We start from the raw sequence: 23,917 nt of genomic DNA on the forward strand, positions 1-23,917 counted from the left end.
ACAGTAGTGCCCAGGATCGGGTCGCCGCGAGGGCTGACAAACCCTACTGTCGTCTCATGCCATACAGACGAGGCGGACCCAGGGTTCTGGCGATCGTGCTCGCGGGAGGCGAGGGCAAGCGGCTGATGCCCCTCACCGCCGACCGGGCCAAACCGGCGGTGCCCTTCGGCGGCATCTACCGCCTCATCGACTTCGCCCTCAGCAACGTCGTGAACTCCGGCTACCTCAAGAGCGTGGTGCTGACGCAGTACAAGTCGCACAGCCTCGACCGGCACATCACGAAGACCTGGCGCATGTCGAACATGCTGGGCAACTACGTCACCCCGGTGCCGGCCCAGCAGCGGATCGACAAGAACTGGTACCTCGGCAGCGCGAACGCGATCTTCCAGAGCCTGAACCTCGTGCACGACGAGCACCCGGACATCGTCGTCGTCGTCGGCGCCGACCACGTCTACCGCATGGACTTCTCGCAGATGGTGCAGCAGCACATCGAGACCGGCGCCGGTGTGACGGTGGCCGCGATCCGCCAGCCGATCTCGCTCGCCGACCAGTTCGGGGTCATCGAGGTCGAGGCCGCGGAGCCCCGGCGCATCCAGGCCTTCCGCGAGAAGCCCACCGACGCCGTGGGCCTGCCCGACTCCCCCGACGAGGTGCTCGCCTCGATGGGCAACTACGTCTTCGACGCCAGCGTGCTGATCGACGCGGTCACCCGCGACGACACCCGCGAGGGCAGCAAGCACGACATGGGCGGCGACATCGTGCCGGCGTTCGTCGACGAGAAGTCCGCCTACGTCTACGACTTCAAGGACAACGTCATCCCGGGCGCGACCGAGCGCGACCAGGCCTACTGGCGAGACGTCGGGACGCTGGACTCCTACTGGGAGGCCAACATGGACCTCGTCTCGGTGCACCCGGTCTTCAACCTCTACAACTACGAGTGGCCGATCTACACCGACTACGGCCCCTACCCGCCGGCCAAGCTGGTCCACGGGTCGAAGGGCAAGTACGGCGAGGCCCACAACTCCGCCGTCTCCCCCGGCGTCGTGATCAGCGGGGCCACCGTGACCAACTCGGTCCTCTCCCCCCGGGTGCACGTCCACAGCCTCACCACGATCGACGACAGCGTCCTGATGGACGGCGTCGAGGTCGGCCGGGGCGTCGTCATCCGCAAGGCGATCATCGACAAGAACGTCTACGTGCCCGAGGACACCACGATCGGCGTCGACCGCGAGCACGACCTGGCCCGCGGGTTCCAGGTCACCGAGTCCGGCCTGACCGTGGTCGCCAAGGGCCAGGAGGTCACGCCCTGACCGGTGACCGGCCCGTCCGCATCGGGGTGCAGCTCCAGCCGCAGCACGCGGACTACGCCGCGATCCGCCGCGCCTGCGCGCAGGCCGAGGAGATCGGCGCCGACGTGCTCTTCACCTGGGACCACTTCTTTCCCCTCTACGGCGACCCCGACGGCGCCCACTTCGAGTGCTGGACCACGCTGGCGGCCTGGGCCGAGGCCACTGAGCGCGTGGAGATCGGCGCCCTCGTCACCTGCAACAGCTACCGCAACCCGCACCTGCTCGCCGACATGGCCCGCACCGTCGACCACATCAGCGACGGCAGGCTCATTCTCGGCATCGGCTCCGGCTGGTTCGAGCGCGACTACGACGAGTACGGCTACGAGTTCGGCACGGCCGGCGGCCGGCTCGACGCCCTCGACCGCGACCTGCCCCGGATCAAGGACCGGTGGGCGCGGCTCAACCCGCCGCCCACGCGCCGCATCCCGGTGCTCGTAGGCGGGGGCGGCGAGCGCAAAACGCTGCGCATCGTGGCCGAGCACGCCGACATCTGGCACGGCTTCGGCAGCCCCGAGACCATCGCCCACAAGCACGCCGTGCTCGATGGCTGGTGTGAGCGGGTCGGCCGCGACCCGGGCGAGGTGGAGCGGTCGGCGGGCGTCTCGGCCCGGCCGGGCCGGTTCCCCGAGAACGCACGCGACTACGCCGCGTCCGCCGAGGCCCTGTATGCCGTGGGCACCCGCCTGCTCACGGTCGGGCTCACGGGGCCCGCCTACGACATGGCCCCGGTGCGCGACCTGGTCGCATGGCGAGACTCGCGGCGGGCGGGCTGACGGCGCTCGGTATCGTGCAGCGGTGGCAGACCTCACCGCTCCGAACCCTGCGACCCTGCTGGTCACGGTCAGTGGTGACGACCGCCCGGGCGTGAGCAGCGCGCTCTTCGACGCCATCGCCGACGTGGGCGCCGAGGTGCTCGACCTGGAGCAGGTCGTCGTGCGGGGCCACCTGACCCTCGGGATGCTGCTGGTGCCCGGACCGGGCGCGGAGCACCGCCTGGAGACGGTGGTCGGCGAGGTCGCGCAGTCGCTCGGGCTCACCGCCAGCTTCGAGTCCGGCACCGGTGACAACGCGCCGCGGCGCACAGGCCGGGTCGCCGTCGTCGTCCTGGGCGCCCCGCTGCTCGCCAGCGCGGTGGCGGCGGTGACGGCCCGGATCGCAGCCCACGGCGCGAACATCGACCGCATCCGGCGCCTGTCCCGCTACCCCGTGACCACCGTCGAGTTCGACGTCTCGGGCGCGGACGCCCTCGCCCTGCGTCGCGAGCTGGCACTGGAGTCGAGCGTCCACGGCGTGGACATCGCCGTCGCGCCGGCAGGTCTGGCCCGCCGCGGCCGCCGCCTCGTCGTCATGGACGTCGACTCCACCCTCATCCAGGACGAGGTCATCGAGCTCCTGGCCGCCCACGCCGGCCGGGCTGCGGAGGTCGCCGCCGTGACCGAGGCTGCCATGCGTGGCGAGCTCGACTTCGCGCAGAGCCTGCGCCAGCGCGTCGGCGTGCTGGAGGGGCTGCCCGTCGGCGTACTAGACGAGGTCCGCGCAGCCGTGCGCCTGAGCCCCGGCGCCCGGACGCTGGTGCGCACCCTCAAGCGTCTCGGGTTCACGGTCGCCGTGGTGTCCGGGGGCTTCATCGAGATCGTCGGCGACCTCGCCCGCGAGCTGGGCATCGACCATGCCCGGGCCAACCGGCTCGAGGTCGAGGACGGCCGGCTCACCGGCCGGCTCGTGGGCGACATCGTCGACCGGGCCGGCAAGGCCCAGGCACTGCGGGTCTTCGCAGAGGAGGCGGGCCTGCCGCTGTCTCGGACCGTGGCCATCGGTGACGGGGCCAACGACCTCGACATGCTCGAGGTGGCCGGGCTGGGCATCGCCTTCAACGCCAAGCCCGTCGTGCGCGAGCAGGCCGACACCGCGGTCAACGTCCCCTACCTCGACGCCGTGCTCTACCTCCTCGGGATCACCAGGGAGGAGATCGAGGAGGCTGACGCCGCAGACGGCACGCCGACACCCGCTCCTCCCATCCTCCCGACCTGACTCCTAGGCTGTCGCAATGGCGCGCTCGTCACGAAAACCCCCCACGCTGTTCATCATCGGCGGCGCTGAGGACCGGGTCGGCAAGGCCACCGTCCTCAGGCGCTTCGTGCGTCTCGCCGGCGGCCGCCGCTCCCGCATCGTCATCATCCCCACGGCCTCGTCCTTCCAGGACGAGGTGGTCGCCGCCTACACCGAGGTCTTCGCCCGGCTCGGGACGACGGACCTCACGGTGGTCAACCCCGAGACCCGGCTCGAGGCGCACGACGAGGAGGCGGTGGCCCTCGTCGACCGGGCCACCGGCGTGTTCATGAGCGGCGGCAGCCAGCTCAAGCTCAGCCAGCGGCTGCCCGGCACCCCCCTCGGCGACGCGCTGCACCGGGCCCACGACCGGGGGGCTGTCATCGGTGGCACGTCGGCCGGCGCGTCGATCATGAGCCAGTTCATGATCTCCATGGGTGACGAGGGCATCACCCCGCGCCAGCGCCACAGCCAGCTCAGTGCCGGGCTCGGACTGATCGAAGGCGTGATCATCGACCAGCACTTCGGCCAGCGGGCCCGCTACGGGCGGCTCATGTCCATGGTGGCCGGCTCCCCCAACCTCATCGGCATCGGCATCGACGAGGACACCGCCATCGAGGTGGTCGACCGCAGCGTCTTCACGGTGCACGGCGCCGGCGCGGTCTTCGTCCTCGACTGCCGGGCTTCGGTCTCCGACGCCCCGGAGGCCCGCCGCGGGGCGCCCATGATGGTCTCGGGGGCCGTGGTGCACTCGCTGCCGGCGGGCGCTACCTTCGACCTCCGCGAGGTGCGGCTGCTCGACTTCGTCGAGAAGCACCCCGACGCCACCGTCACCCTCGCCACGGCCAAGGCCTGACCCGAGGCCCACGCCCCTGCCTGACCGCGCTAGGAGATCCCCCATGGCAGCAGACCGACCGACCCCCACCGGCCCGGCCGCCCCCGAGCTGCGCATCGTCGAGTCGCGCGTCTACCGCGGCGGCAACATCTGGTCCTACGACCCCGCCATCCACCTCGTCGTCGACCTCGGCGTGCTCGAGGGCTACCCGACCGACACCCTCGACGGCTTCACCGACCGCCTCGTCGAGCTGCTGCCGGGCCTGGGCAACCACACCTGCTCGCGTGGGGTGAAGGGCGGCTTCGTCGACCGGCTTCGCGAGGGCACCTGGCTCGGGCACGTCACCGAGCACGTCGCCCTCCAGCTGCAGCAGGAGGCCGGGCACGACATGCGTCGGGGCAAGACCCGGGCCGTGAAGGGCCAGCCCGGCCGCTACAACGTGATCTACGCCTACGCCGACGAGACGGTCGGGCTGGCCGCCGGTGAGCTGGCGGTGCGCCTCGTCAACCACCTGGTGCAGTCCGAGGAAGGGTTCGACTTCGCCGACGAGCTCGACCACTTCCTCCGGCGAGCCCAGCGGACCGCGTTCGGGCCGTCCACCGCGGCCATCATCGAGGAGGCGGTCAGCCGCGACATCCCCTACATCCGGCTCAACACCGCGTCGCTGGTCCAGCTCGGCCAGGGTGTCCACGCCCAGCGCATCCGCGCCACCATGACCTCGAAGACCTCGTCGCTGGCGGTAGACATCGCCGGGGACAAGGACATGACGACGCGCCTGCTCGCGTCGGCCGGCCTGCCGGTGCCCAAGCAGGAGACCGTCCGCACCCCGGACGCCGCTGCCGCGGCCGCCCGGCGGATCGGCTTCCCCGTCGTGGTCAAGCCTCTTGACGGCAACCACGGCCGCGGGGTGTGCCTCGACCTGCAGTCCGAGGAGGAGGTGCGGGCCGGGTTCGAGACCGCCCGTAGCGAGTCGCGGCGCGGGTACGTCATCGTCGAGTCGTTCGTGACGGGGCGGGACTACCGCTGCCTCATCGTCGGCGGGAAGATGCAGGCCATCGCCGAGCGGGTGCCCGCCCACGTCGTGGGCGACGGCAGCCACACGGTGGCCGAGCTCGTCGAGATCACCAACGCCGACCCGCGCCGCGGTGTGGGCCACGAGAAGGTGCTCACCCGCATCAAGGTCGACGACGCCGCCGTGGCGCTGGTCAAGGACCAGGGATGTTCGATGGACGACGTGCCGCCCGAGGGCCAGATGGTCAAGCTCGCCCTCACCGGCAACATGTCCACCGGCGGCATCTCCGTGGACCGCACCTTCGAGGCCCACCCTGACAACATCGAGATCGCCGAGGAGGCGGCCCGGATGATCGGGCTCGACGTCGCCGGCATCGACTTCATCTGCCCCGACATCGCCTCCCCCGTCCGCGAGACGGGCGGGGCGATCTGCGAGGTGAATGCCGCCCCAGGGTTCCGGATGCACACGCACCCGACGGTCGGCGAGCCGCAGTACATCGCCAAGCCCGTCGTCGACCTGCTCTTCCCGCCCGGGTCGCCCTCGCGGGTGCCGATCGTCTCCGTCACCGGCACCAACGGCAAGACGACCACCTCCCGGATGATCGCCCACATCTTCAAGGGCATCGGCCGCAAGGTGGGCATGACCTCCACCGACGGGATCGTCATCGACGAGCGACTGGTCTACAAGGCCGACGCGTCGGGTCCCCGCTCGGCCCGCATGGTCCTGCAGAACCCGCGGGTCGACTTCGCCGTCATGGAGGTCGCCCGCGGAGGGATCCTGCGCGAGGGCCTGGGCTATGACCGCAACGACGTCGCGGTCGTCACGAACATCGCACCGGACCACCTGGGCATGCGGGGCATCGACACCCTCGAGCAGCTAGCCGACGTGAAAGCCGTTGTGGTGGAGGCGGTTCCGCGTGACGGCTTCGCCGTGCTCAACGCCGACGACGAGCTGGTGCGCAAGATGCGCCGCCGGTGCTCGGGCGGGGTCGTCTGGTTCTCGCTGCAGCCCCCGGGCAGCAGGGTGCGCGAGTTCGTCGACGACTACTGCCGTCGCGGGGGTCGGGCCGTCGTGCTCGAGCCCACCGACAAGGGCGACATGATCGTCATCAAGCACGGTCGCCGCAGCATGCAGCTGGCGTGGACGCACCTGCTGCCCTCGACGTTCGGCGGCACGGCCAGGTTCAACGTCGCCAACGCGATGGCCGCTGCCGGCGCCGCGTTCGCGGCGGGGGCCGGGCTCCACGAGATCCGGCAGGGGCTGCGCACCTTCACGACGAGCTACTACCTCTCCCCCGGGCGCATGAACCAGGTCAACGTCAACAACGTCGACGTGTTCGTCGACTACTGCCACAACGCTCCCGGCATGCGGGTGCTCGGCCAGTTCGTCGACGCCTACGCCGAGCAGAAGGCCGGGCAGTCCGACCTCGGCAAGATCTCGCGGATCGGGGTCATCGCCACGGCCGGTGACCGGCGCGACGACGACATGCGGGAGCTCGGCACGATCGCGGCGAACCACTTCGACGTCCTGGTCGTCCGCGAGGACGAACGGCTCCGGGGTCGACGGCGCGGCGACACCGCGGCCCTCGTGGCCGAGGGGGTGCGCGCCCGCATGGCCGAGGACGGCGTGCGGTGCCGGCAGGTCGATGTGGTGCTCGACGAGGCGGAGGCGGTGCGCACCGCCATGGCACGGGCGAACCCCGGCGACATCGTGGTCCTCTGCGTCGACAACCACGCCCAGGTGCTCGGCGAGCTCGAGCAGCTCACCAACAGTGCCCAGGCGGGCGCGCACACCGGCGGCCCGACGGTCGGCGACCCGGACCTCGACCCCGCCGAGCTGCAGACCGAGGCCCAGGCCTCGGGTGACGAGGCCCAGGCCAGTGCCGAGGAGGAGCTCGAGGCAGGTCAGCCGGGCTGACCGGCCGGGTATGCCGCGTGGCCGGGCCACGCGGCATACCGCACCTCAGCGCTCGCGGAGATCCTCGGCGTAGGCGTGCAGGGCGCGCTGGTAGCTGAGGGTGTCCTCGTCGCCGGCGTGGTGGAGCAGGGCGTCGATGAGGTCGGCGACCGCCTCGTCACACCGTCCCGAGTCGGCCGCGGCGAGGGCCCGGAACGCCGTAACGGCGACGCTGTGCGGCCGCTCGTGGGCCAGCTCCGAGAGCAGCTCGTAGGACTCCTGCGGGCGGCCCACCGCCCGCAGGCTCGACCCGAGCTGGATCCGTGCGCGGTGCCGGTGCGGCTCGCGCAGGCCGAGGTCGAGGGCCTGCAGGTAGAGCGCGATCGCCTCGGCCTCCTGCCCTGCCGCGTCGAGGGCGCTGGCGTGCTCGTAGGCCAGCCGGGCATCCGACGGGCGCTGGGCGTGCAGCTCGCGCGCCGCCCGGACCCGGACGACGGGGTCGGGCAGGTCCCACAGCTCGGCGATCGCGGCCTCGGCGTCGTGCTCACCCCGAGAGGCGACCACCTTGCGCCGGATGTCGGCGGCGGTGTCGGGCACCGCACCCTGCGAGGCGAGCCACGCGGTGACCTGCTCCCGCTCCGAGTGGCACATCAGGCAGACGACGTCACCGTCGGAGGCCTCGGGCACGAGCGCCTTGAGCCCCTCCAGCTCGGTCTCGTAGGACTCGATGTCGGCCACGCCGGCCCGCGCGAGGCCCACCCGCAGGTGGTGCTCGAGGTCGGCCATCGAGCGTCCCCGCAGGTAGTGCGCCTTGTGGGCGGCGACGACCCGGTCGGCGCGCAGGCCGGCGATCTCGCCCATGGACTCCAGCAGGTCGTCGGTGCGGTCGCCGGCGAGGCCCAGCCCGAGGTGGACCTGGGCACCCGGGACGCGAAGGCCGTGCGCGACGTCCATGAGCGCCTCGAGCCCCGCCTCGTTGTGCGCCAGGTCGACGATGACCGTGATCGTGCCTCCGCCGGAAGCCGGCATCGTGTACGTGTTCATGCGGCCCGGGTTGAGCCGCTCGTCCGGCGCGAAGGTCCTCAGCCCCTCGACGACGGCCTCGCGCGGGAGCCCCAGCGCCAGGGCGGCTGCGGCGCCGGCAAGGGCGTTGGCGATGTTGTGGTGCGACAGCCCCGAGAGCGTGACGGGCACGTCGAGGACGCTGATGAGCCGGTCCGGCTCCCGCCCCGGGAACAGCACCGTGATGTCGCCGTCGAGGATGGTGATCGCCCGCCCGCCGGTGTCGAGGGCCTCGCGGACCGCGGGGGCGTCGGAGCGCAGCGCGAAGACCCACGGCTTGGCCCGGGTCCCCGTCCGCATGGCCCAGACCCGCGGGTCCTCACCGTTGAGCACGGCCCAGCCGGAGGGGCGCGTCGCCTTGGTGACGATCGCCTTCACCTCGGCGAGCTGGTCCACGGTGTCGATGCCCTGCAGCCCCAGGTGGTCGGCGGAGACGTTGGTGACCACGCTGACGTCGTTGGCCGCGACGCCCATGCCCTTGAGCAGCATCCCTCCACGGGCCGTCTCGAGGATCCCGAGTCGCACCCCCGGCGTCGACAGCACGGCCCGTGCGCCGGCAGGTCCGGAGTAGTCGCCTGCCTCGACCAGCTCGCCCTGCACGACGATGCCGTCGGTGGACGACCACGCGGTCTTCAGACCGGCTGTCATGCCGATGTGCCCGAGCAGCCGGGTCGTGGTGGTCTTGCCGTTGGTGCCGGTGACCGAGGCGACCGGCACAGTCGGGACCAGCACCGACGGGCGCTCCCCCGGGTCGGCCCGCGTGATCTCGTCGGCCTGCTCGGCGACCAGGTCGACGCCGCCGAGCCACCCGGCGAGTGTCGGCCCGAGCGCGTGGCCCAGCGCGCGTGCCCTCCCGCGCCGGCGCCACACGTAGGCGGCGACGACCTCGTCCGGCGTGCTCCCCGGCCGGCAACGCACGCCGAGCCGGCTGGTGCCGCTCGCCGTCGCGAGGCGTCGCACCGCCCGCTCCACCACGCGCGCGACGAACCGCTGCCGCTGCTCCGACCCGGGGGCACCGGCCCGGCCCCCGCGCAGGCCGATGCGCCGGGCCAGGCCCGTCATGGCGGCCTCGTCCGCGTCGAGGTACCCCGGCAGGGTGAGGGTCACCTTGGCCGCCGGCTTCGAGAAGTAGAGGTTGGGGCCCTCGAGGATGCGGACCTCGGCAACGGTCACGGAGGTGTCGGTGGCGTCGGGTGCGGGGGCAGCGTCAGACGTCATGCGCGGAGCCTAGTGGCCGCTCGCGGACGCTCCGCGGGGAGGGACGGGCACTACTGGCCCATGGCGTGGACGCCCCCGTCGACGTGCACGATCTCGCCGGTCGTGGCCGGGAACCAGTCGGACAGCAGCGCGGCACAGGCCTGCGCCGCCGGCACGGGGTTGTTGACGTCCCAGCCGAGCGGGGCGCGCTGGTTCCAGGTGTTCTCGAAGGCCTCGAAGCCCGGGATCGACTTGGCGGCGGTGGTGCGGATCGGCCCGGCCGACACCAGGTTGCACCGGATGCCCTTGGGCCCGAGGTCACGGGCGCAGTAGCGGTTGGTGGCCTCGAACGCCGCCTTGGCCACGCCCATCCAGTCGTAGACCGGCCACGCGAACTTGGCGTCGAACGTCAGGCCGACGATGCTGCCCCCACCGGACATCCGCGGCAGCGCCGCCACGGCCAGCGACTTCAGGGAGTACGCGGAGGCGTGCATGGCCGTGCTGACGTCCTCGAAGGTGCCCTCGAGGAAGTTGAAGGCGCCCTGCGGGGCGAAGCCGATCGAGTGCAGCACGCCGTCGAGGCGGTCGACGTGCTCGCCGAGCCGGTCGGCGAGGGTGTCGAGGTGCTCCTGGTTCGTCACGTCGAGCTCGAGCACTGGGGGCGCGCTGGGGAGCCGCCGGGAGATCGTCTGGGTGATCTTCATGGTGCGGCCGAAGGACGTGAGGATCACCTCCGCCCCCTGCTCCTGGGCCAGCCTGGCCACGTGGAAGGCGATGGAGGAGTCCATGAGGACCCCCGTGATGAGCAGCTTCTTGCCCTCGAGCAGCATGTGCGCGTCGTCCTCCGTTGCAGTGGTTTCGTCGTCGGTGGTGGTCAGTGGCCCATGCCCAGGCCGCCGTCGACCGGGATGACGGCGCCCGAGATGTATGCCGCGTCGTCCGAGGCGATGAACCGCACCGCCGCGGCCACCTCCTCCGGCTCGGCGAACCGACCTGCGGGGATGTTGGCCAGGTACTGCTCGCGTCGCTCCTCGGGCAGGGCGGCGGTCATGTCGGTCTCGATGAAGCCCGGTGCCACGACGTTCGCGGTGATGCCGCGCCCCCCGAGCTCGCGGGTGATCGAGCGGGCGAGCCCGACGAGGGCCGACTTGCTGGCGGCGTAGTTGGCCTGTCCCGGCGAACCGTACAGGCCGACGACGCTGGAGATGAGCACGATGCGCCCCCTGCGCAGGCGGATCATCCCCTTGCTGGCGCGGCGGGCGCAACGGAACGCCCCGGTGAGGTTGGTGTCGACGACGGTGTCGAACTCCTCGTCGCTCATCCGCATGAGCAGCTGGTCCTTCGTCACCCCGGCGTTGGCCACGAGCACCTCGACGGGGCCGCCGAGGAGCTCCTCGGCGGCGGTGAAGGCGGCGTCGACCGACGCGGTGTCCGTGACGTCGCAGGTGACCCCGCGCAGCCCCTCCGGCGGCTCGCCCGACCGGTGCGTGACGACGACGTTGTCGCCGGCGGCGGCGAAGGCCCTTGCGATGCACAGGCCGATGCCACGGTTGCCCCCGGTCACCAGCACGTTGCGGCCGTCGGCCATGGGTCTCCTCTGCTCGTCAGGTCGATGGCTGTGGGAAGAGCGGGCCACGCCCGCTCCCTGCCGGTGACGCTAGCCGACTACCGATGGGTAGTCGGCATCGAGCGCGGCTTATCGTTGAGGCATGGCCGGACCCCGCCGTCGCGATCGACACCCCGTGGTGCAGTCGGTGACGACGGCCCCCGAGTCGCTGCGCGACGAGCAGGCGGCTCGGATCCGTCGCTACCTGGTCACCATGGGCATTCGCACGGCCTGCTTCGTGCTGGCAGCGCTGACGGCCACCAGGGGCGCCGCCTGGTGGGTGTGGGGTTCCTTCGCCGTCCTGGCCGTCGTGCTCCCCTACATCGCCGTGGTGCTCGCGAACGCGGTGCGTCCGAGGCTCGGTGGCCGCGCGGACGCGGTCACGCCGACGACCGACCACACACGGCAGATCGAGCGCTGATGCCGCACCTGGTCTGCAGCGCCAAGGGCTGCCGTGCGACCGCGCGCTGGGCGCACCTGTGGAACAACCCTCGCGTGCACACGCCGCAGCGGCGCAAGGTCTGGCTGGCCTGTGACGACCACCGCGCCAGCCTGGGTGAGTTCCTCTCCGTGCGGGGGTTCCTCGTCGAGACCCTTCCTGCGACCGAGGTCCCCGCCGACGCCGGCTGAGCGGCGTCAGCCGCCGATGGCCGACATGGGTCGGTCGGGTTGGACGAAGCCGGGCTCGCCGATGCCATGGCCGCGGGCCTTGCGCCACATCTCGCCCTGCAGCAGCCCGGCGATCTCCTCGTCGGTGGCGCCGTCGCGCAGCGGTCCGCGCAGGTCGGTCTCGGTGCGGGAGAACAGGCAGTTGCGCACCTGCCCGTCGGCGGTGAGGCGGATGCGGTCGCAGGCGGCGCAGAAGGGCTGGCTGACGCTGGCGATGATGCCCACCGTGGCCGGACCGCCGTCGACGAGGAACAGCTCCGCCGGAGCGCTCCCCCGATCGGCGGCGGGCAGCTCCGTCAGGGTGAAGCGCTCCTCGAGCCGGTGCCGCACCTCCGATGCCGTGACCATGCTGGCGGCGTCCCACCCGTGCTGCGCGTCGAGCGGCATCTGCTCGATGAACCTCAGCTCGTAGCCCCGGTCGAGGCACCACTGCAGCAGCTCTGGCACCGAGCCGTCGTTGATGCCGCGCATGGCGACCGCGTTGACCTTGACCGGTGCGAGCCCGGCGGCGGCCGCGGCCTTGAGCCCGGCCTCGACGTCGTGGAGGCGGTCACGACGGGTGAGGGCGGCGAACTCCCGGGCGTCGATCGTGTCGAGGCTGACGTTGACCCGGTCGAGCCCGGCATCCCTGAGCGGCTCGGCGAGCCGGTCGAGGCCGACGCCGTTGGTGGTCATGGCGATCCGCGGTCGCGGCTCGAGCGACGCGATGCCCCTGACCACGTCCACGAGGGATCTGCGCAGCAGCGGCTCCCCTCCCGTCAACCGCACCTGGCGCACGCCGAGGCCCACGAAGACCCCGACCAGCCGGACGATCTCCTCGTCGGTGAGCATCTCCGGCTTGGGCAGCCACGGCAGCCCCTCGGCCGGCATGCAGTAGGTGCAGCGCAGGTTGCAGCGGTCGGTGACGGACACCCTGAGGTCACGGCCGAGACGCCCGAACTGGTCCGGCAGACCGGTCGTGCCCTCGGGCACGGTGCTGCCCCGGGGTCGCACGCGCGGGAACGGGAGGCCGGTCATGGACACCAGCCTAAGCCGGGTACCGTGATTCGGTGCTCCGGGTGTTGGCAACGCGCCGCTGGCTGGGCGCCCTGGCCCTCGCCGGGGCCTTTGCCGTGCTCGCCTTCTTCCTCGGCCAGTGGCAGTGGCACCGCTACGAGGAGCGGCGCGAGCGGGTCGACCGGATCGAGGCGCACTACGACGCCGCTCCCGTGCCGCTGGGCGACCTGGTGGGCACCGGCCCCCTGCCGGTGGAACGGGAGTGGACGAGGGTCTCGGTGGCCGGACGGTATGCCGCCGGCGAGCCACTGCTGGTCCGGAACCGGCCCCTCGAGGGAACCTATGGCTACGAGGTGCTCAGCCCCCTCACGCTCGCCGACGGGCGCACGCTCCTGGTGAACCGTGGCTGGGTCCGCAACGCGGAGAGCGCGCAGAGCAGGCCCGAGGTGCCTCCCGCACCGGCGGGCTCCGTCACGGTCTCGGGCTGGCTCCGGCTCTCGGAGCGCTCGCTGGGCCGCGACCTGCCACCGGGCCAGCTGGCGAGCATCAACCTGCCCCAGGCCGAGCAGCAGCTGGGGACGGACCTGCTCGGGGCCTACCTCGCGCTGGACCGCGAGCAGGTCCTGGGCGGGGACACCCCGCCGCGCCCCTACCCGCTCGAGCGTCCGGACACCACGCTGGGCCCCCACCAGGCCTATGCGTTCCAGTGGTGGGGGGCCATGGCCGTCGGCTTCGTGCTGGTGTACTTCGGCGTGAGGCGCGAGCAGCGCGAAGGCCTCGGCCCCGAGGGCACACCGGCTCGGCCGAGTGCGGCCCGGCCGCGCAAGGTGAGGGTCTGGGACGAAGAGGACGCCTGAGCCCGGTCAGCGAACGGTCACCGTCCGCTCGGCCGAGAGCGACGTGCACGTCTGGGCGTTGGGGACGCACGCCGACAGGTCGGCGAGGACGTAGGCGGCACCCTTCCTGAACCCGCGCTCGCCCATGGGTGAGACGGTGACCGTCACGGTGTGCTCCTTGCCGTCGCACGTCAGCGGCCTGCGCGAGTATCCGAACCCGTTGGCAACGAAGCCGTGCCCGACGTTCTGGTGGACCTCCACGCTCACCGACCCCACCTCCTTCGTGGCGCAGCTGAAAGCCAGGTCGATCTGGAAGACCGCTCCTGCGCTGATGTAGGAGCCGACGGCTCCGATGCTCAGCGTGGCGGCGGCTGCCGCGGGCACGGCGGAAACGGCCTCCCCGGCCGGGGCGGCCCTCGAGCCCGGAATGCTCAGGGCAGCGACCAGGGCCGCGCCTCCGAACGCTGCTGCAACGCGATGTGCCGACATGGCGTACTCCTCTGCTCCCCGTGGTGGCTCCCACCCACGACCACGATCAGCGGTGGGACGGGGCGCCGACAGGGACGTTCGCCCTGTGGATCCAAGGGCTCGGAGCAGAGGTGGAGACGGGCCGGCTCAGGCGGGGATGCCGTCGGCCTGCTCGGCGAACTGCGTGCGGTAGAGGTCGGCGTAGAGCCCACCCTGGGCCAGCAGCTCGTGGTGCCGGCCGCGCTCCACGACCCGGCCGCGGTCGATGACGAGGATCTGGTCGGCGTCGCGCACCGTCGACAGGCGGTGCGCGATGACCAGGGCCGTGCGGCCGGTGAGCGCCTCGTCGAGGGCGCGCTGCACCGCGACCTCCGACTCGCTGTCGAGGTGGGCAGTCGCCTCGTCGAGCACGATGAGCCCGGGTCCCTTGAGGAGCAGCCGGGCGATGGCCAGCCGCTGCTTCTCGCCGCCCGAGAGCCGGTGGCCCCGGTCGCCCACCACGGTGTCGAGACCCTCGGGCAGGGAGTCGACGAGGTTCCAGACCTGCGCGGCCTTCAGCGCCGCCACCAACTCCTGCTCGGTGGCGTCGTGCTTGGCATAGGTGAGGTTGGCGCGGATGGTGTCGTGGAAGAGGTGGGCCTCCTGGGTCACCACGCCCACCGTGGAGTGCACCGACTCCAAGGTGGCGTCACGCAGGTCCATCCCGTTGACGCGCACCGCCCCGGACGACGGGTCGTAGAGCCGGGCCACCAGGTTCGTGATGGTGGTCTTGCCCGCTCCGCTGGGGCCGACCAGGGCGACGACCTGACCGGCCTCGATGGTCGCGGTGATGTCCGTCAGCACGGTGCCGCCGCCCCGCCGGTCGCCGCTGACCGTCGTCTCCAGCGACGCGAGCGACACCTCGTCCGCAGCCGGGTAGCGGAACCCCACGTGGTCGAGCTCGACCCGCACCGGGCCACGGGGCAGGTCGGGGGCCCCGGGCTTCTCCGTGATGAGCGGCTGCAGGTCGAGCACCTCGAAGACCCGCTCGAAGGAGACGAGCGCGGTCATGATGTCGACGCGGACGTTGGACAGGGAGGTGAGGGGGCCGTACAGCCGGGCGAGCAGGGCGGTGAGCGCGAGCAGGGTGCCGATGGTCAGCGTGCCGTTCACGGCCATGAGGCCGCCGAAGCCGTAGATCATGGCGGTGGCGAGCGACGCCACGAGAGTCAGCGCGACGAAGAAGATGCTGCGGTTCATCGCGATCCGCACCCCCATGTCACGCACGCGCCCCGCACGGTCGGCGTACTCCTCGTCCTCGCGCCGGGGCTGGCCGAACACCTTGACGAGCAGCGCGCCCGCGACGTTGAAGCGCTCGGTCATCCGGCTGCCCATGTCGGCGTTGAGGTTCATCTGGCTGTGGGTCAGCCCGGCCAGGCGGCGGCCCATGATGCGGGCCGGGATGATGAAGAAGGGCACGAGCGCGAGGGCGGCCACCGTCAGCTGCCAGGACAGGCTCGCCATGGTGCCGATGATCAGCGCCAGCGAGACGACGTTGCTGACGACGCTGGAGAGCACTGAGGTGAACGCCTGCTGGGCTCCCAGCACGTCGTTGTTGAGGCGGCTGACCAGGGCACCGGTCTGCGCCCGGGTGAAGAAGGCGATGGGCTGCCGCAGGACGTGCGAGAAGACCTGCGTGCGCAGGTCGAAGATCAGGCCCTCACCGATGCGGGCGGAGAACCAGCGCTGGACGAGGGTCAGCGCGCCCTCGGCGACGGCGAGGCCGGCGACGACGAGCGAGAGCTGGATGACGACCGTGCGGTTCTGGGGCGTCACGCCCTCGTCGATGAGCTTGCGCAGCAGCAGCGGGGTGGCGACGACCAGGGCCGACGTCACGACGACGAGCGCGACGAAGATGCCGATCTCGCGGCGGTAGGGAAGGGCGTAGCCCATCACCCGCCTGGAGGTGCCCGGGGCGAGCTTGCGGTCCTTGACCGACTCGTCCTTGGTCAGCGACCGCATCGCGTGCCAGCCCTGCATGCTCATGGGGCCTCCCTCTGCGCCATCTCGTGCGGGTCCAGCTCCGCGGGCGCTCGTCTCTTCTCGTCCAGCCGCTCTCGTCTAGCCGCTCAACACCGCCGTGCGGCGGCGGATTCCCACCATCATCACCGGGGGCACCGACAGGCGCCCTGCGGGGCGGGGGGAGGCGGGCTGGACGTCAGTGGCCCCGGCTGGTCACGAGGGCGTGCATGAGGCGGCCCTGGGCCTCGCGCTCGTGCTGCAGCTGCTCATCCCGGGCGGCCGTGACCGCCCTGCGCAGCAGCGGCTTGAGCTCGCGCAACGCGGGAGCCGGTGCGGCCAGCAGCGCGGCCACGAGGTCGGCGGTCGTCGCCTCCAGCTCGTCGCGCGGCACGGCCACGGAGGCCAGACCGCTGGCGACGGCCTCGGCCGCGCCGATCGCCCGGCCGGTCGCACAGATCTCCAGGGCCTTGCTGTAGCCCACCAGGTGCACGAGGGGCGCCGTGCCGCCGAGGTCCGGCACCAGGCCCAGCGACGTCTCGCGCATCGCGAGCTGGACGTCGTCGACCACCACCCGGAGGTCGGCGGCGAGGGCGAGCTGGAAGCCCGCCCCGATGGCGTGGCCCTGCACGGCGGCGACCACGATCGCGTCGACGTCGGCCCAGGCCGAGAAGCCGCGCTGGAACGGCGCGATGACGTCGGCCATCTCCTGCGCGCCCCGGGCCGCCTGCCCCAGCATCGAGATCTCGCCGCCGACGCCCTCGGGCGTCAGCATGGCGAGGTCCAGGCCCGCCGAGAACGCAGGACCGTCGGCGCGCAGCACCACGACCCGCACCTCCGGGTCGAGTGTGTCGGCGATCTCGGCGAGGGCGAGCCAGAGGCTCGGCGTCTTGGCGTTGCGGCGGCCGGGGTTGCTCAGGCTGACGGTCAGCACCGCGCCGTCGCGGTCGACCCGCAGGTGGGGGTGCGGCCTGGTCTGCTCAGTCACGCCCGCAGGCTATCGGCCCTCTCGAGCACCAGTGCGGCCGCTGCCGCGGTGTCGCCCAGCGCGCCGGGGACCAGCGGCACGCCGGCAGCCGCGCAGCGTTCTGCCATCCGGTCGCGCAGCACTCCCTCGGCCACCATGAACGCCACGGCCACGACCGCCCGCGCCTTCCCCTGCAGCTCGTCCAGCACCTCGGGCAGGGCGCTGCCACCGTCGAGGGCGGCCACCCGCCAGGGCCCCCACCCCCCCGGCGCCCCGTGCGTGCGCAGCGTCTCCCCGATGCTCGCGACTGCGGCGCTGTCGCTGGAGCCGGCGGCATACAGCACCACGGCGGTGCCGGGGTCGGCAGCGGTGCCCGCCCTCGCGAGGAGCTCGGCGGCGGCGCGGAGCAGCAGCGGGTGCGGGCCCAGGGCCGGCGACACGGTGAACGGGCCGGCGCTCGCGTTCATCGCCGCCACGGCCTCCGGCACGTCGACCCGTGCGTGGTAGGCGGGCGTGAGGAGCACGGGCACGACCACCCCGCTGAGGGCCCGCGCAGCCGCGTCCGCGGGCGTGGGCGGGTGGTGGTCGAGGTATGCCGTGTGGACGCCCCGCCCCGGGGACGCCTCCCGGACCCGGTGGGCCAGGGCGTCGACCCCGTGACGGTGCCGTGGGTCCGGGGACCCGTGGGCCAGCAGGACGATGTCCGGTACGTCGCTCATCTCGCCGCAGGCTACGCCGGCCTGCGCGCGAGGTCGCCGAGCTGCTCACGCACCCGCACCACGTCACCGACCACGACGATGGCCGGCGCGCGCACCCCGGCCGCCTCGGCGTCGCTCGCCGCGCGCTCGAGGGTCGTGACCGTGGTGCGCTGCCCCTCGGTCCACCCCGACTCGATGAGGGCGACGGGCGTGCCCGCAGGTCGGCCCGCGGCGATGAGGCCGGCAGCGGTGCTCCTCAGCCGGCTGACGCCCATGAGCAGGACCAGCGTGGCGTCGGCGGGGGCGTCCTTTAGCGCGGTCGTCACGACGTCGGCACCCTCGTGGGCCGACGCCACGACGAACGACGCGGTGATCCCGCGGTGGGTCACCGGGATGCCGGCCGCTGCGGGCACGGAGACGGCTGACGTCACGCCCGGCACCACCTCGACCGGTATGCCGTGCTGCGCGCAGAAGAGAGCCTCCTCACCACCCCGGCCGAGGACGAAGGGGTCGCCACCCTTGAGGCGCACGACGTTCTTCCCGGCCCTCGCGTGGTGGACGAGGAGCTCGTTGATGCGGTCCTGGCCCACGGGGTGGTTGCCGGGGGTCTTGCCCACGTCGACCACCTCCACGTCGTCGGCGAGGTTCTCGAGCAGGCCCCGCGGGCCGAGGCGGTCGGTGACGACGACGTCGGCCGCGGCGAGCAGTGCCCGACCCCGCACGGTGACGAGGTCGTCGGCGCCGGGACCGCCACCGACGAGGGCGACCGAGCCGACGTGCGGCACGCCTTCCCGTGCGGCAGCGGGCCGGACCCGGCGCACCGGCAGGGTGCCGCTATCGAGCCCGGCGAGGACGGCGTCGCGCACGGCGGTCGCCCGGCGGGGGTCGCCGCCGGCCGTCACGGCCACCGTGAGGCCCTCGGCGGGCGTGCGCTCGCTGCCGCGAGCGACGGCCGGCGTCCAGGCGGACGAGGCGGCCGCTTCGTCGGCGCGCACGCACCAGATGTGCGCGGCCTCCGCGTGGGCGGCCACGGCCTGGTCGACCTCGCGGTCTCCGGTCGCGGTGTGCACCAGCCACGCCGGCTCGGGGTCGACGAGGTCGCCCACGAGGTAGTCGCGCTCGTGCCAGACCAGGCGCCCTGCGCCGGCCTCCTCGCGGAGGTCCTCGGTCACCCAGGGCGCGACGACCTCGACAGCCGCACCGGCCGCGAGCAGGCTCCTCGCCCGCCGGGTGGCCACGGGTCCCCCGCCCACGACGACGGCCCGACGACCGGTGAGGTCGAGGGAGATCGGGTACCCGGCGTCCATCAGATGCCCTCGCCGGCGCTGCGGTCGGCTGCCTCGGCCATGCCTGCCGCCAGCGTCGCGCCGTCGGCCTCGTCGATGAGGAGGAACGCGCCGGTGCGGCGCAGCTCGCGGTAGTCGTCGATGGCGACCTCATCGGCCAGCCTCAACCGAACTCGGCCGATCGCGTTGAGCGAAAGCCCATCCGGGGCGGGGCGCTGCTCCATCGACTCGATGTCGAGCTGGTCGACGACATCCTCGACGATGGCACGCACGGTGCGGGTGCCGACCCGGAGCAGCACCCGGTCCCGGCTGCGCAGCACCCGCTCGGCCAGCACGGCGACCGTCCCGCTCAGGGAGCGGGTCGTCCGGCTGGGGCGGTCCGCTGCCGTGATGGTGTCCCCTCGGGAGATGTCGATGTCGTCGGCCAGGCGCAGCACCACGCTCTGCGGCGCGAAGGCGACCTCCTCCTCGCGCACCGCGGCGTCGGGGCCGGCCCGGTCGATCCCCACCACCGTGGTGCGGCGTCCGGAGGGCAGCACGACCACCTCGTCGCCGGGGCGGACCACACCGGAGGCCAGCCGACCTGCGTAGCCGCGGTAGTCCGGGTGCTCAGGAGTACGCGGGCGCACGACGTGCTGCACGGGGAAGCGCAGCGGCTCGACGGCAGGGTTGGTCCCCACCGGCACCGACTCGAGGTGCTCGAGGAGGGTGGGTCCGACGTACCAGGGGGTGTTGGGCGACCGCTCGACGACGTTGTCCCCGAGCAGCGCCGACACCGGCACGGCGGCGATGTCGTCGATGCCGAAACGGCCGGCCAGCCGCGCGAACTCGCCGACGATGTCACCGAAGGTCTCGGCGTCCCAGCCCACGAGGTCCATCTTGTTGACGGCCAGGGCGACGTGCCGCACGCCGAGGAGGCCCGTGACCGCGAGGTGTCGCCGAGTCTGCTCGACGACCCCGTGCCGGGCGTCGACGAGGATCAGCGCCAGCTCGGCGGTGGACGCCCCGGTGACCATGTTGCGGGTGTACTGCACGTGGCCCGGGGTGTCCGCGAGGACGTAGGAGCGGGTGGCCGTCGAGAAGTACCGGTAGGCGACGTCGATGGTGATGCCCTGCTCGCGCTCGGCGCGCAGGCCGTCGGTGAGCAGTGCGAGGTCGGCCGCCGCGAGGCCCCGGTCGCGGCTGACCCGCTCGACGGCGTCGAGCTGGTCGGTGAGCACCGACTTGGTGTCGTAGAGGAGGCGGCCCACCAGGGTGGACTTGCCGTCGTCGACGCTGCCGGCGGTCGCGAGCCGGAGCAGGTCGTGGCCCGCAGCAGTCGCAGCGGCCGACTGTGCCGCGGCGGCGGGTGCTGGAAGAGTGGTCGTCATCAGAAGTACCCCTGTCGCTTGCGGTCCTCCATGGCGGCCTCCGACAGCCGGTCGTCGGCGCGGGTGGCGCCCCGCTCGGTGAGCCGGCTGGCGGCGACCTCACGGATCACGGCCTCGACGTCGGCGGCGTCGGAGTCGACGGCTCCCGTGCAGCTCATGTCGCCGACGGTGCGGTAGCGCACGAGGCGGCTCTCGGTCAGCTCGTGCTCGCGGGGTCCGCCCCACTCCCCCGGGGTCAGCCACATGCCGTCGCGTTGGAACACCTCGCGCTCGTGGGCGTAGTAGATCTCCGGCAGCTCGATGTCCTCGCGGGCGATGTACCGCCAGACGTCGAGCTCGGTCCAGTTCGACAGCGGGAAGACGCGCACGTGCTCGCCCGCCGTGTGGCGTCCGTTGTAGAGGTCCCAGAGCTCGGGCCGCTGGCGGCGCGGGTCCCAGGCCCCGAACGCGTCACGCAGGCTGAACACGCGCTCCTTGGCCCGGGCCTTCTCCTCGTCGCGACGGCCCCCACCGAACACGGCGTCGAAACGGCTCGTCTCGATGGCGTCGAGCAGCGGCACGGTCTGCAGCGGGTTGCGCGTGCCGTCTGGGCGCTCGCGCAGCCGCCCGTCGTCGATGTAGTCCTGCACCCGGGCGACCACCAGGCGCGCGCCGATTCGCTCGACGGTGGCGTCGCGGTAGTCGAGCACCTCGGGGAAGTTGTGACCGGTGTCGACGTGCAGCAACGGGAACGGCAGCGGGGCCGGGGCGAAGGCCTTGCGGGCCAGGTGCACCATCACCACGGAGTCCTTGCCGCCGGAGAAGAGGATCACCGGCCGCTCGAACTCGCCCGCGACCTCGCGGAAGATGTGGATCGCCTCCGACTCGAGGTGGTCGAGGTGGTCGAGGACGTAGTTGGCTGGCAGTGCCTGGGTCATGTGTGCAGTCCGCATTCCGTCTTGTTCCTTCCGGCCCACCGGCCGGCTCTGGGGTCCTCTCCGTCGGCCACCGGCCGGGTGCAGGGCGCGCAGCCGATGGAGGCGAACCCGCTCTGCCGCAACGGGTTCAGGAACACGTCGTGCTCCGCGACATAGCGGTCGACGTCTGCCTGGGCCCAGAGGGCGATGGGGTTGAGCTTCACGATCTGCCGGCGGGCGTCCCACGCCACGATGTCGACGTCCGTGCGGGTCGGCGCGTCCTCACGACGCATCCCGGTGACCCACGCGTCGTGCCCGGAGATGGCCTCCTCCAGCGGGGCCACCTTGCGCAGGGCGCAGCACAGGTCGGGGTTCCGCTCGTGCAGACGGGGTCCGTGCTGGGCGTCCTGCTCCGCCACGGTCTGCTGGGGCGTGACCGTGCGGACCCGCAGCGGGAGCATCGCGGCATACGCGTCACGGGTGCCGAGCGTCTCGGCGAAGTGGTAGCCGGTGTCGAGGAAGAAGACGTCGGCACCGGGGACGGTCGTGCCCAGCAGGTGCACCAGCACCTCGTCGCCCATGCTGCTCGCGGTGGTGAGGCGGTCGCCGAACGTCTCCGCAGCCCAGCGCAGGGCCTCCCGGGACTGCTCGACGACGACCTCGTGGGGGTCGTGCCCGGCCTCGGCGTGCCTCGCGGCTGCCTCGTCGGCGCGGGCTGCCCCGGCGGCGACGAGGGCACGCAGCTCGCTCGTGTCGCGCTTGGTTGGGGTGGTGGTGGTCACGGCTGTCCTCCTCTCAGGGCCTGCTCCTCGGCCACGCGGCCGGGGATCTGGGTGGTGTCGACGGTGACGAGCTCGACGGTGAAGACCCGGGCGCAGGCCTGGCACGCCCACGCACCGGCGGGCTCGGCGACGGGGCGCAGGTCCTCCTCGGCACAGAACGGGCAGTGGTAGATGGCGGTGGTCGCGCGGTGACGGGTCATCTCAGGTCGTCCTCGTCGGCTCGGCGGGCCCACGCGGCGAACGACTCCCCCGCCTCGCGCTGCTCGAGGTAGCGCCCGGCGAGCCGCTCGACGTAGTCGGGCAGGTCGTCGGCACGGACCTTCAGCGCTCGGGTCTTGCGCGCCAGCGACGGCTCGCTGCCGAGGCTGCCGCCGAGGTGCACCTGGAAGACCTCGACGAGGTTGCCCTCATCGCCCTTCTGCACCATGCCCTTCAGGCCCACGTCGGCCACCTGGGTGCGCGCGCACGAGTTCGGGCAGCCGTTGACGTGGATCGAGAAGGGCACATCGAGGTCGGGCAGGCGGCGCTCCAGCTCGGCCACGACGGTCCGGGCGCGGGCCTTGGTCTCCACCAGTGCGAGCTTGCAGAACTCGATACCCGTGCAGGCCATCACGCCGCGCCGCCACTCGCTCGGAGCCGTGGGCAGGCCGAGGGCCTCCATCCCGTCGGCGACGGCCCGGGTCGCGTCCTCGGGCACATCGAGCACGAGGAGCTTCTGGTGGGCGGTGAGGCGCACGCGGGCCGAGCCGTGACGCTCGGCCAGCTCCGCCACGGCATACAGGGTGGTGCCGCTGACGCGGCCGGCGACCGGGGCGCCGCCGACCCAGAACCGGCCGTCCTTCTGCGGGTGGACGCCGACGTGGTCGCGCCGGTGTTCGCTCGGAAGCTCCGGCGCGGGGCCGTCGACGAGGGCGCGGCCGAGGTAGTCCTTCTCGAGCACCTCGCGGAACTTCTCGGGGCCCCAGTCGGCCATGAGGAACTTCAGCCGGGCCCGGTTGCGCAGCCGGCGGTAGCCGTGGTCGCGGAAGATGGAGACGACGCCCTTCCAGACCTCCGGCACCTCCGCGAGCGAGACCCAGGTGCCCAGTCGCTGGGCGAACATCGGGTTGGTGGAGAGACCACCGCCGACCCAGACGTCGAAGCCGGGGCCGAAGTCGGGGTGGTGCACGCCGACGAAGGAGATGTCGTTGACCTCGTGGGCGACGTCCAGGCTCGGCGAGCCGGAGATCGCGGTCTTGAACTTGCGCGGGAGGTTGGAGAACTCGGGGCTGCCGATGTGCTTCTCCAGGATCTCCCGGATCGCCGGCGTGCCGTCGACCACCTCGTCGGCCGCGATGCCCGCGACCGGGGAGCCGAGGATCACGCGCGGGGTGTCACCGCATGCCTCGGCCGTGGTGAGGCCGACCGCTTCGAGGCGTCGCCAGATCTCGGGGACGTCCTCGACGCGGATCCAGTGCAGCTGGATGTTCTGCCGGTCGGTGACGTCGGCGGTGTCGCGGGCGAACTCGGTGCTGATGCCGGCGATGGTGCGCAGCTGCTCGGTGCTCAGGGCGCCGCCGTCACTGCGCACGCGCAGCATGAAGTACTGGTCGTCGAGCTCGGCCGGGTCGAGCGAGGCGGTCTGGCCGCCGTCTATGCCGGGCTTGCGCTGGGTGTAGAGCCCCCACCAGCGCATCCGGCCGCGCAGGTCGTCCGGCGTGATCGAGGCGAAGCCCTCCTTGGCATAGACCTCCTCGATCCGTGCGCGCACGTTGAGGCCGTCATCGGCGGCCTTGAACTCCTCGTTGTGGTTCAGCGGTGTGCGGTCGCCCTCGGCCCAGGCGCCGGTGGCCTTGCCTGCCTGCCGGTTGGGGCGGGCGACGGGGGCGTGGCGCGGCGTCGTCTCGACTGACACGGGCGTTCCTTCGTATGCCGGGGGGCTGGAGCTGCGTGACGTTCAGTGTGC

General features: G+C 72.5%; 22 protein-coding genes. 8 read left to right on the forward strand and 14 right to left on the reverse strand.

What is annotated here, in order from left to right; genetic code table 11:
- Positions 1-56 precede the first annotated feature (56 nt).
- Genes glgC through cphA form a run of 5 tightly spaced genes read left to right on the forward strand, consistent with a single transcriptional unit; the run spans position 57 to position 7,162 of the window.
- Positions 57-1,310, forward strand: a complete 1,254-nt coding sequence (gene glgC, locus P2F65_RS11965) for a glucose-1-phosphate adenylyltransferase (RefSeq protein ID WP_275807761.1) — start codon at positions 57-59, stop codon at positions 1,308-1,310.
- Positions 1,311-1,336: 26 nt separating this feature from the next.
- Positions 1,337-2,122, forward strand: coding sequence for an LLM class F420-dependent oxidoreductase (locus P2F65_RS11970; RefSeq protein ID WP_275807764.1), 786 nt, complete (start codon positions 1,337-1,339; stop codon positions 2,120-2,122).
- 22 nt (positions 2,123-2,144) lie between these two features.
- Positions 2,145-3,380 carry a phosphoserine phosphatase SerB gene (gene serB / locus P2F65_RS11975; RefSeq protein WP_275807768.1) on the forward strand — a complete coding sequence of 412 codons (1,236 nt, stop codon included), beginning with the start codon at positions 2,145-2,147 and terminating at the stop codon, positions 3,378-3,380.
- Between the two features lie 16 nt (positions 3,381-3,396).
- Complete coding sequence (locus P2F65_RS11980; RefSeq protein WP_275807771.1) at positions 3,397-4,254, forward strand: cyanophycinase; 858 nt, start codon at positions 3,397-3,399, stop codon at positions 4,252-4,254.
- 43 nt (positions 4,255-4,297) lie between these two features.
- Positions 4,298-7,162: a cyanophycin synthetase gene (cphA, locus tag P2F65_RS11985; RefSeq protein WP_275807774.1), complete on the forward strand. Its 2,865-nt coding sequence runs from the start codon at positions 4,298-4,300 to the stop codon at positions 7,160-7,162.
- Between the two features lie 45 nt (positions 7,163-7,207).
- Here cphA and P2F65_RS11990 read toward each other — a convergent pair whose 3' ends face one another.
- From P2F65_RS11990 to P2F65_RS12000, 3 genes are read right to left on the reverse strand one after another with little or no spacing between them, the layout of a single operon-like run.
- Positions 7,208-9,421 carry a tetratricopeptide repeat protein gene (locus tag P2F65_RS11990; RefSeq protein WP_275807777.1) on the reverse strand — a complete coding sequence of 738 codons (2,214 nt, stop codon included), beginning with the start codon at positions 9,419-9,421 and terminating at the stop codon, positions 7,208-7,210.
- A gap of 50 nt (positions 9,422-9,471) precedes the next feature.
- Positions 9,472-10,230 (reverse strand): enoyl-ACP reductase FabI, encoded by a 759-nt coding sequence (gene fabI, locus P2F65_RS11995; RefSeq protein ID WP_275807780.1) that lies wholly within the window; start codon positions 10,228-10,230, stop codon positions 9,472-9,474.
- A gap of 44 nt (positions 10,231-10,274) precedes the next feature.
- Positions 10,275-10,988: a beta-ketoacyl-ACP reductase gene (locus P2F65_RS12000; protein ID WP_275807783.1), complete on the reverse strand. Its 714-nt coding sequence runs from the start codon at positions 10,986-10,988 to the stop codon at positions 10,275-10,277.
- Between the two features lie 121 nt (positions 10,989-11,109).
- On the opposite strand from P2F65_RS12000, the gene P2F65_RS12005 reads away from it, so the two are divergent.
- Both P2F65_RS12005 and P2F65_RS12010 read left to right on the forward strand, forming a co-directional pair.
- Positions 11,110-11,427 carry a DUF3099 domain-containing protein gene (locus P2F65_RS12005; protein WP_275807786.1) on the forward strand — a complete coding sequence of 106 codons (318 nt, stop codon included), beginning with the start codon at positions 11,110-11,112 and terminating at the stop codon, positions 11,425-11,427.
- On the forward strand, positions 11,427-11,636 hold the full coding sequence (locus P2F65_RS12010) for a hypothetical protein (RefSeq protein WP_275807789.1): 210 nt from the start codon (positions 11,427-11,429) through the stop codon (positions 11,634-11,636). The genes P2F65_RS12005 and P2F65_RS12010 overlap by 1 nt, the downstream gene beginning before the upstream one ends.
- Before the next feature lie 6 nt (positions 11,637-11,642).
- Here P2F65_RS12010 and moaA read toward each other — a convergent pair whose 3' ends face one another.
- Positions 11,643-12,692, reverse strand: coding sequence for a GTP 3',8-cyclase MoaA (gene moaA / locus P2F65_RS12015; RefSeq protein ID WP_275807792.1), 1,050 nt, complete (start codon positions 12,690-12,692; stop codon positions 11,643-11,645).
- Positions 12,693-12,724: 32 nt separating this feature from the next.
- Between moaA and P2F65_RS12020 the strand changes: the two genes are divergently transcribed.
- Positions 12,725-13,528, forward strand: a complete 804-nt coding sequence (locus P2F65_RS12020) for an SURF1 family protein (protein ID WP_275807795.1) — start codon at positions 12,725-12,727, stop codon at positions 13,526-13,528.
- Positions 13,529-13,534: 6 nt separating this feature from the next.
- Here P2F65_RS12020 and P2F65_RS12025 read toward each other — a convergent pair whose 3' ends face one another.
- The 10 genes from P2F65_RS12025 to P2F65_RS12070 form a co-directional block, all read right to left on the reverse strand.
- Positions 13,535-13,996: a hypothetical protein gene (locus P2F65_RS12025; RefSeq protein WP_275807798.1), complete on the reverse strand. Its 462-nt coding sequence runs from the start codon at positions 13,994-13,996 to the stop codon at positions 13,535-13,537.
- Between the two features lie 126 nt (positions 13,997-14,122).
- Positions 14,123-16,000, reverse strand: coding sequence for an ABC transporter ATP-binding protein (locus tag P2F65_RS12030; protein ID WP_275807799.1), 1,878 nt, complete (start codon positions 15,998-16,000; stop codon positions 14,123-14,125).
- A gap of 172 nt (positions 16,001-16,172) precedes the next feature.
- Positions 16,173-16,961, reverse strand: a complete 789-nt coding sequence (locus P2F65_RS12035; RefSeq protein WP_275807801.1) for an enoyl-CoA hydratase/isomerase family protein — start codon at positions 16,959-16,961, stop codon at positions 16,173-16,175.
- A complete protein-coding gene (locus P2F65_RS12040) occupies positions 16,958-17,659 on the reverse strand; it encodes a CbiX/SirB N-terminal domain-containing protein (protein WP_275807804.1) in 702 nt (233 codons plus the stop codon). The genes P2F65_RS12035 and P2F65_RS12040 overlap by 4 nt, the downstream gene beginning before the upstream one ends.
- 11 nt (positions 17,660-17,670) lie before the next feature.
- Positions 17,671-18,945 (reverse strand): uroporphyrinogen-III C-methyltransferase, encoded by a 1,275-nt coding sequence (cobA, locus tag P2F65_RS12045; protein WP_275807807.1) that lies wholly within the window; start codon positions 18,943-18,945, stop codon positions 17,671-17,673.
- Entirely contained in the window at positions 18,945-20,294 is a 1,350-nt protein-coding gene (locus P2F65_RS12050; RefSeq protein ID WP_275807810.1) for a GTP-binding protein, read from the reverse strand. The genes cobA and P2F65_RS12050 overlap by 1 nt, the downstream gene beginning before the upstream one ends.
- A complete protein-coding gene (cysD, locus tag P2F65_RS12055; RefSeq protein WP_275807813.1) occupies positions 20,294-21,211 on the reverse strand; it encodes a sulfate adenylyltransferase subunit CysD in 918 nt (305 codons plus the stop codon). The genes P2F65_RS12050 and cysD overlap by 1 nt, the downstream gene beginning before the upstream one ends.
- Positions 21,208-21,972: a phosphoadenylyl-sulfate reductase gene (locus P2F65_RS12060; protein ID WP_275807814.1), complete on the reverse strand. Its 765-nt coding sequence runs from the start codon at positions 21,970-21,972 to the stop codon at positions 21,208-21,210. The genes cysD and P2F65_RS12060 overlap by 4 nt, the downstream gene beginning before the upstream one ends.
- Entirely contained in the window at positions 21,969-22,172 is a 204-nt protein-coding gene (locus tag P2F65_RS12065; protein ID WP_275807816.1) for a hypothetical protein, read from the reverse strand. The genes P2F65_RS12060 and P2F65_RS12065 overlap by 4 nt, the downstream gene beginning before the upstream one ends.
- Entirely contained in the window at positions 22,169-23,866 is a 1,698-nt protein-coding gene (locus tag P2F65_RS12070; RefSeq protein WP_275807817.1) for a nitrite/sulfite reductase, read from the reverse strand. The genes P2F65_RS12065 and P2F65_RS12070 overlap by 4 nt, the downstream gene beginning before the upstream one ends.
- Between the last annotated feature and the right edge of the window lie 51 nt (positions 23,867-23,917).

Origin of the sequence: Knoellia sp. p5-6-4 (genome assembly GCF_029222705.1) — a bacterium.
Lineage (GTDB): Bacteria > Actinomycetota > Actinomycetes > Actinomycetales > Dermatophilaceae > Pedococcus_A.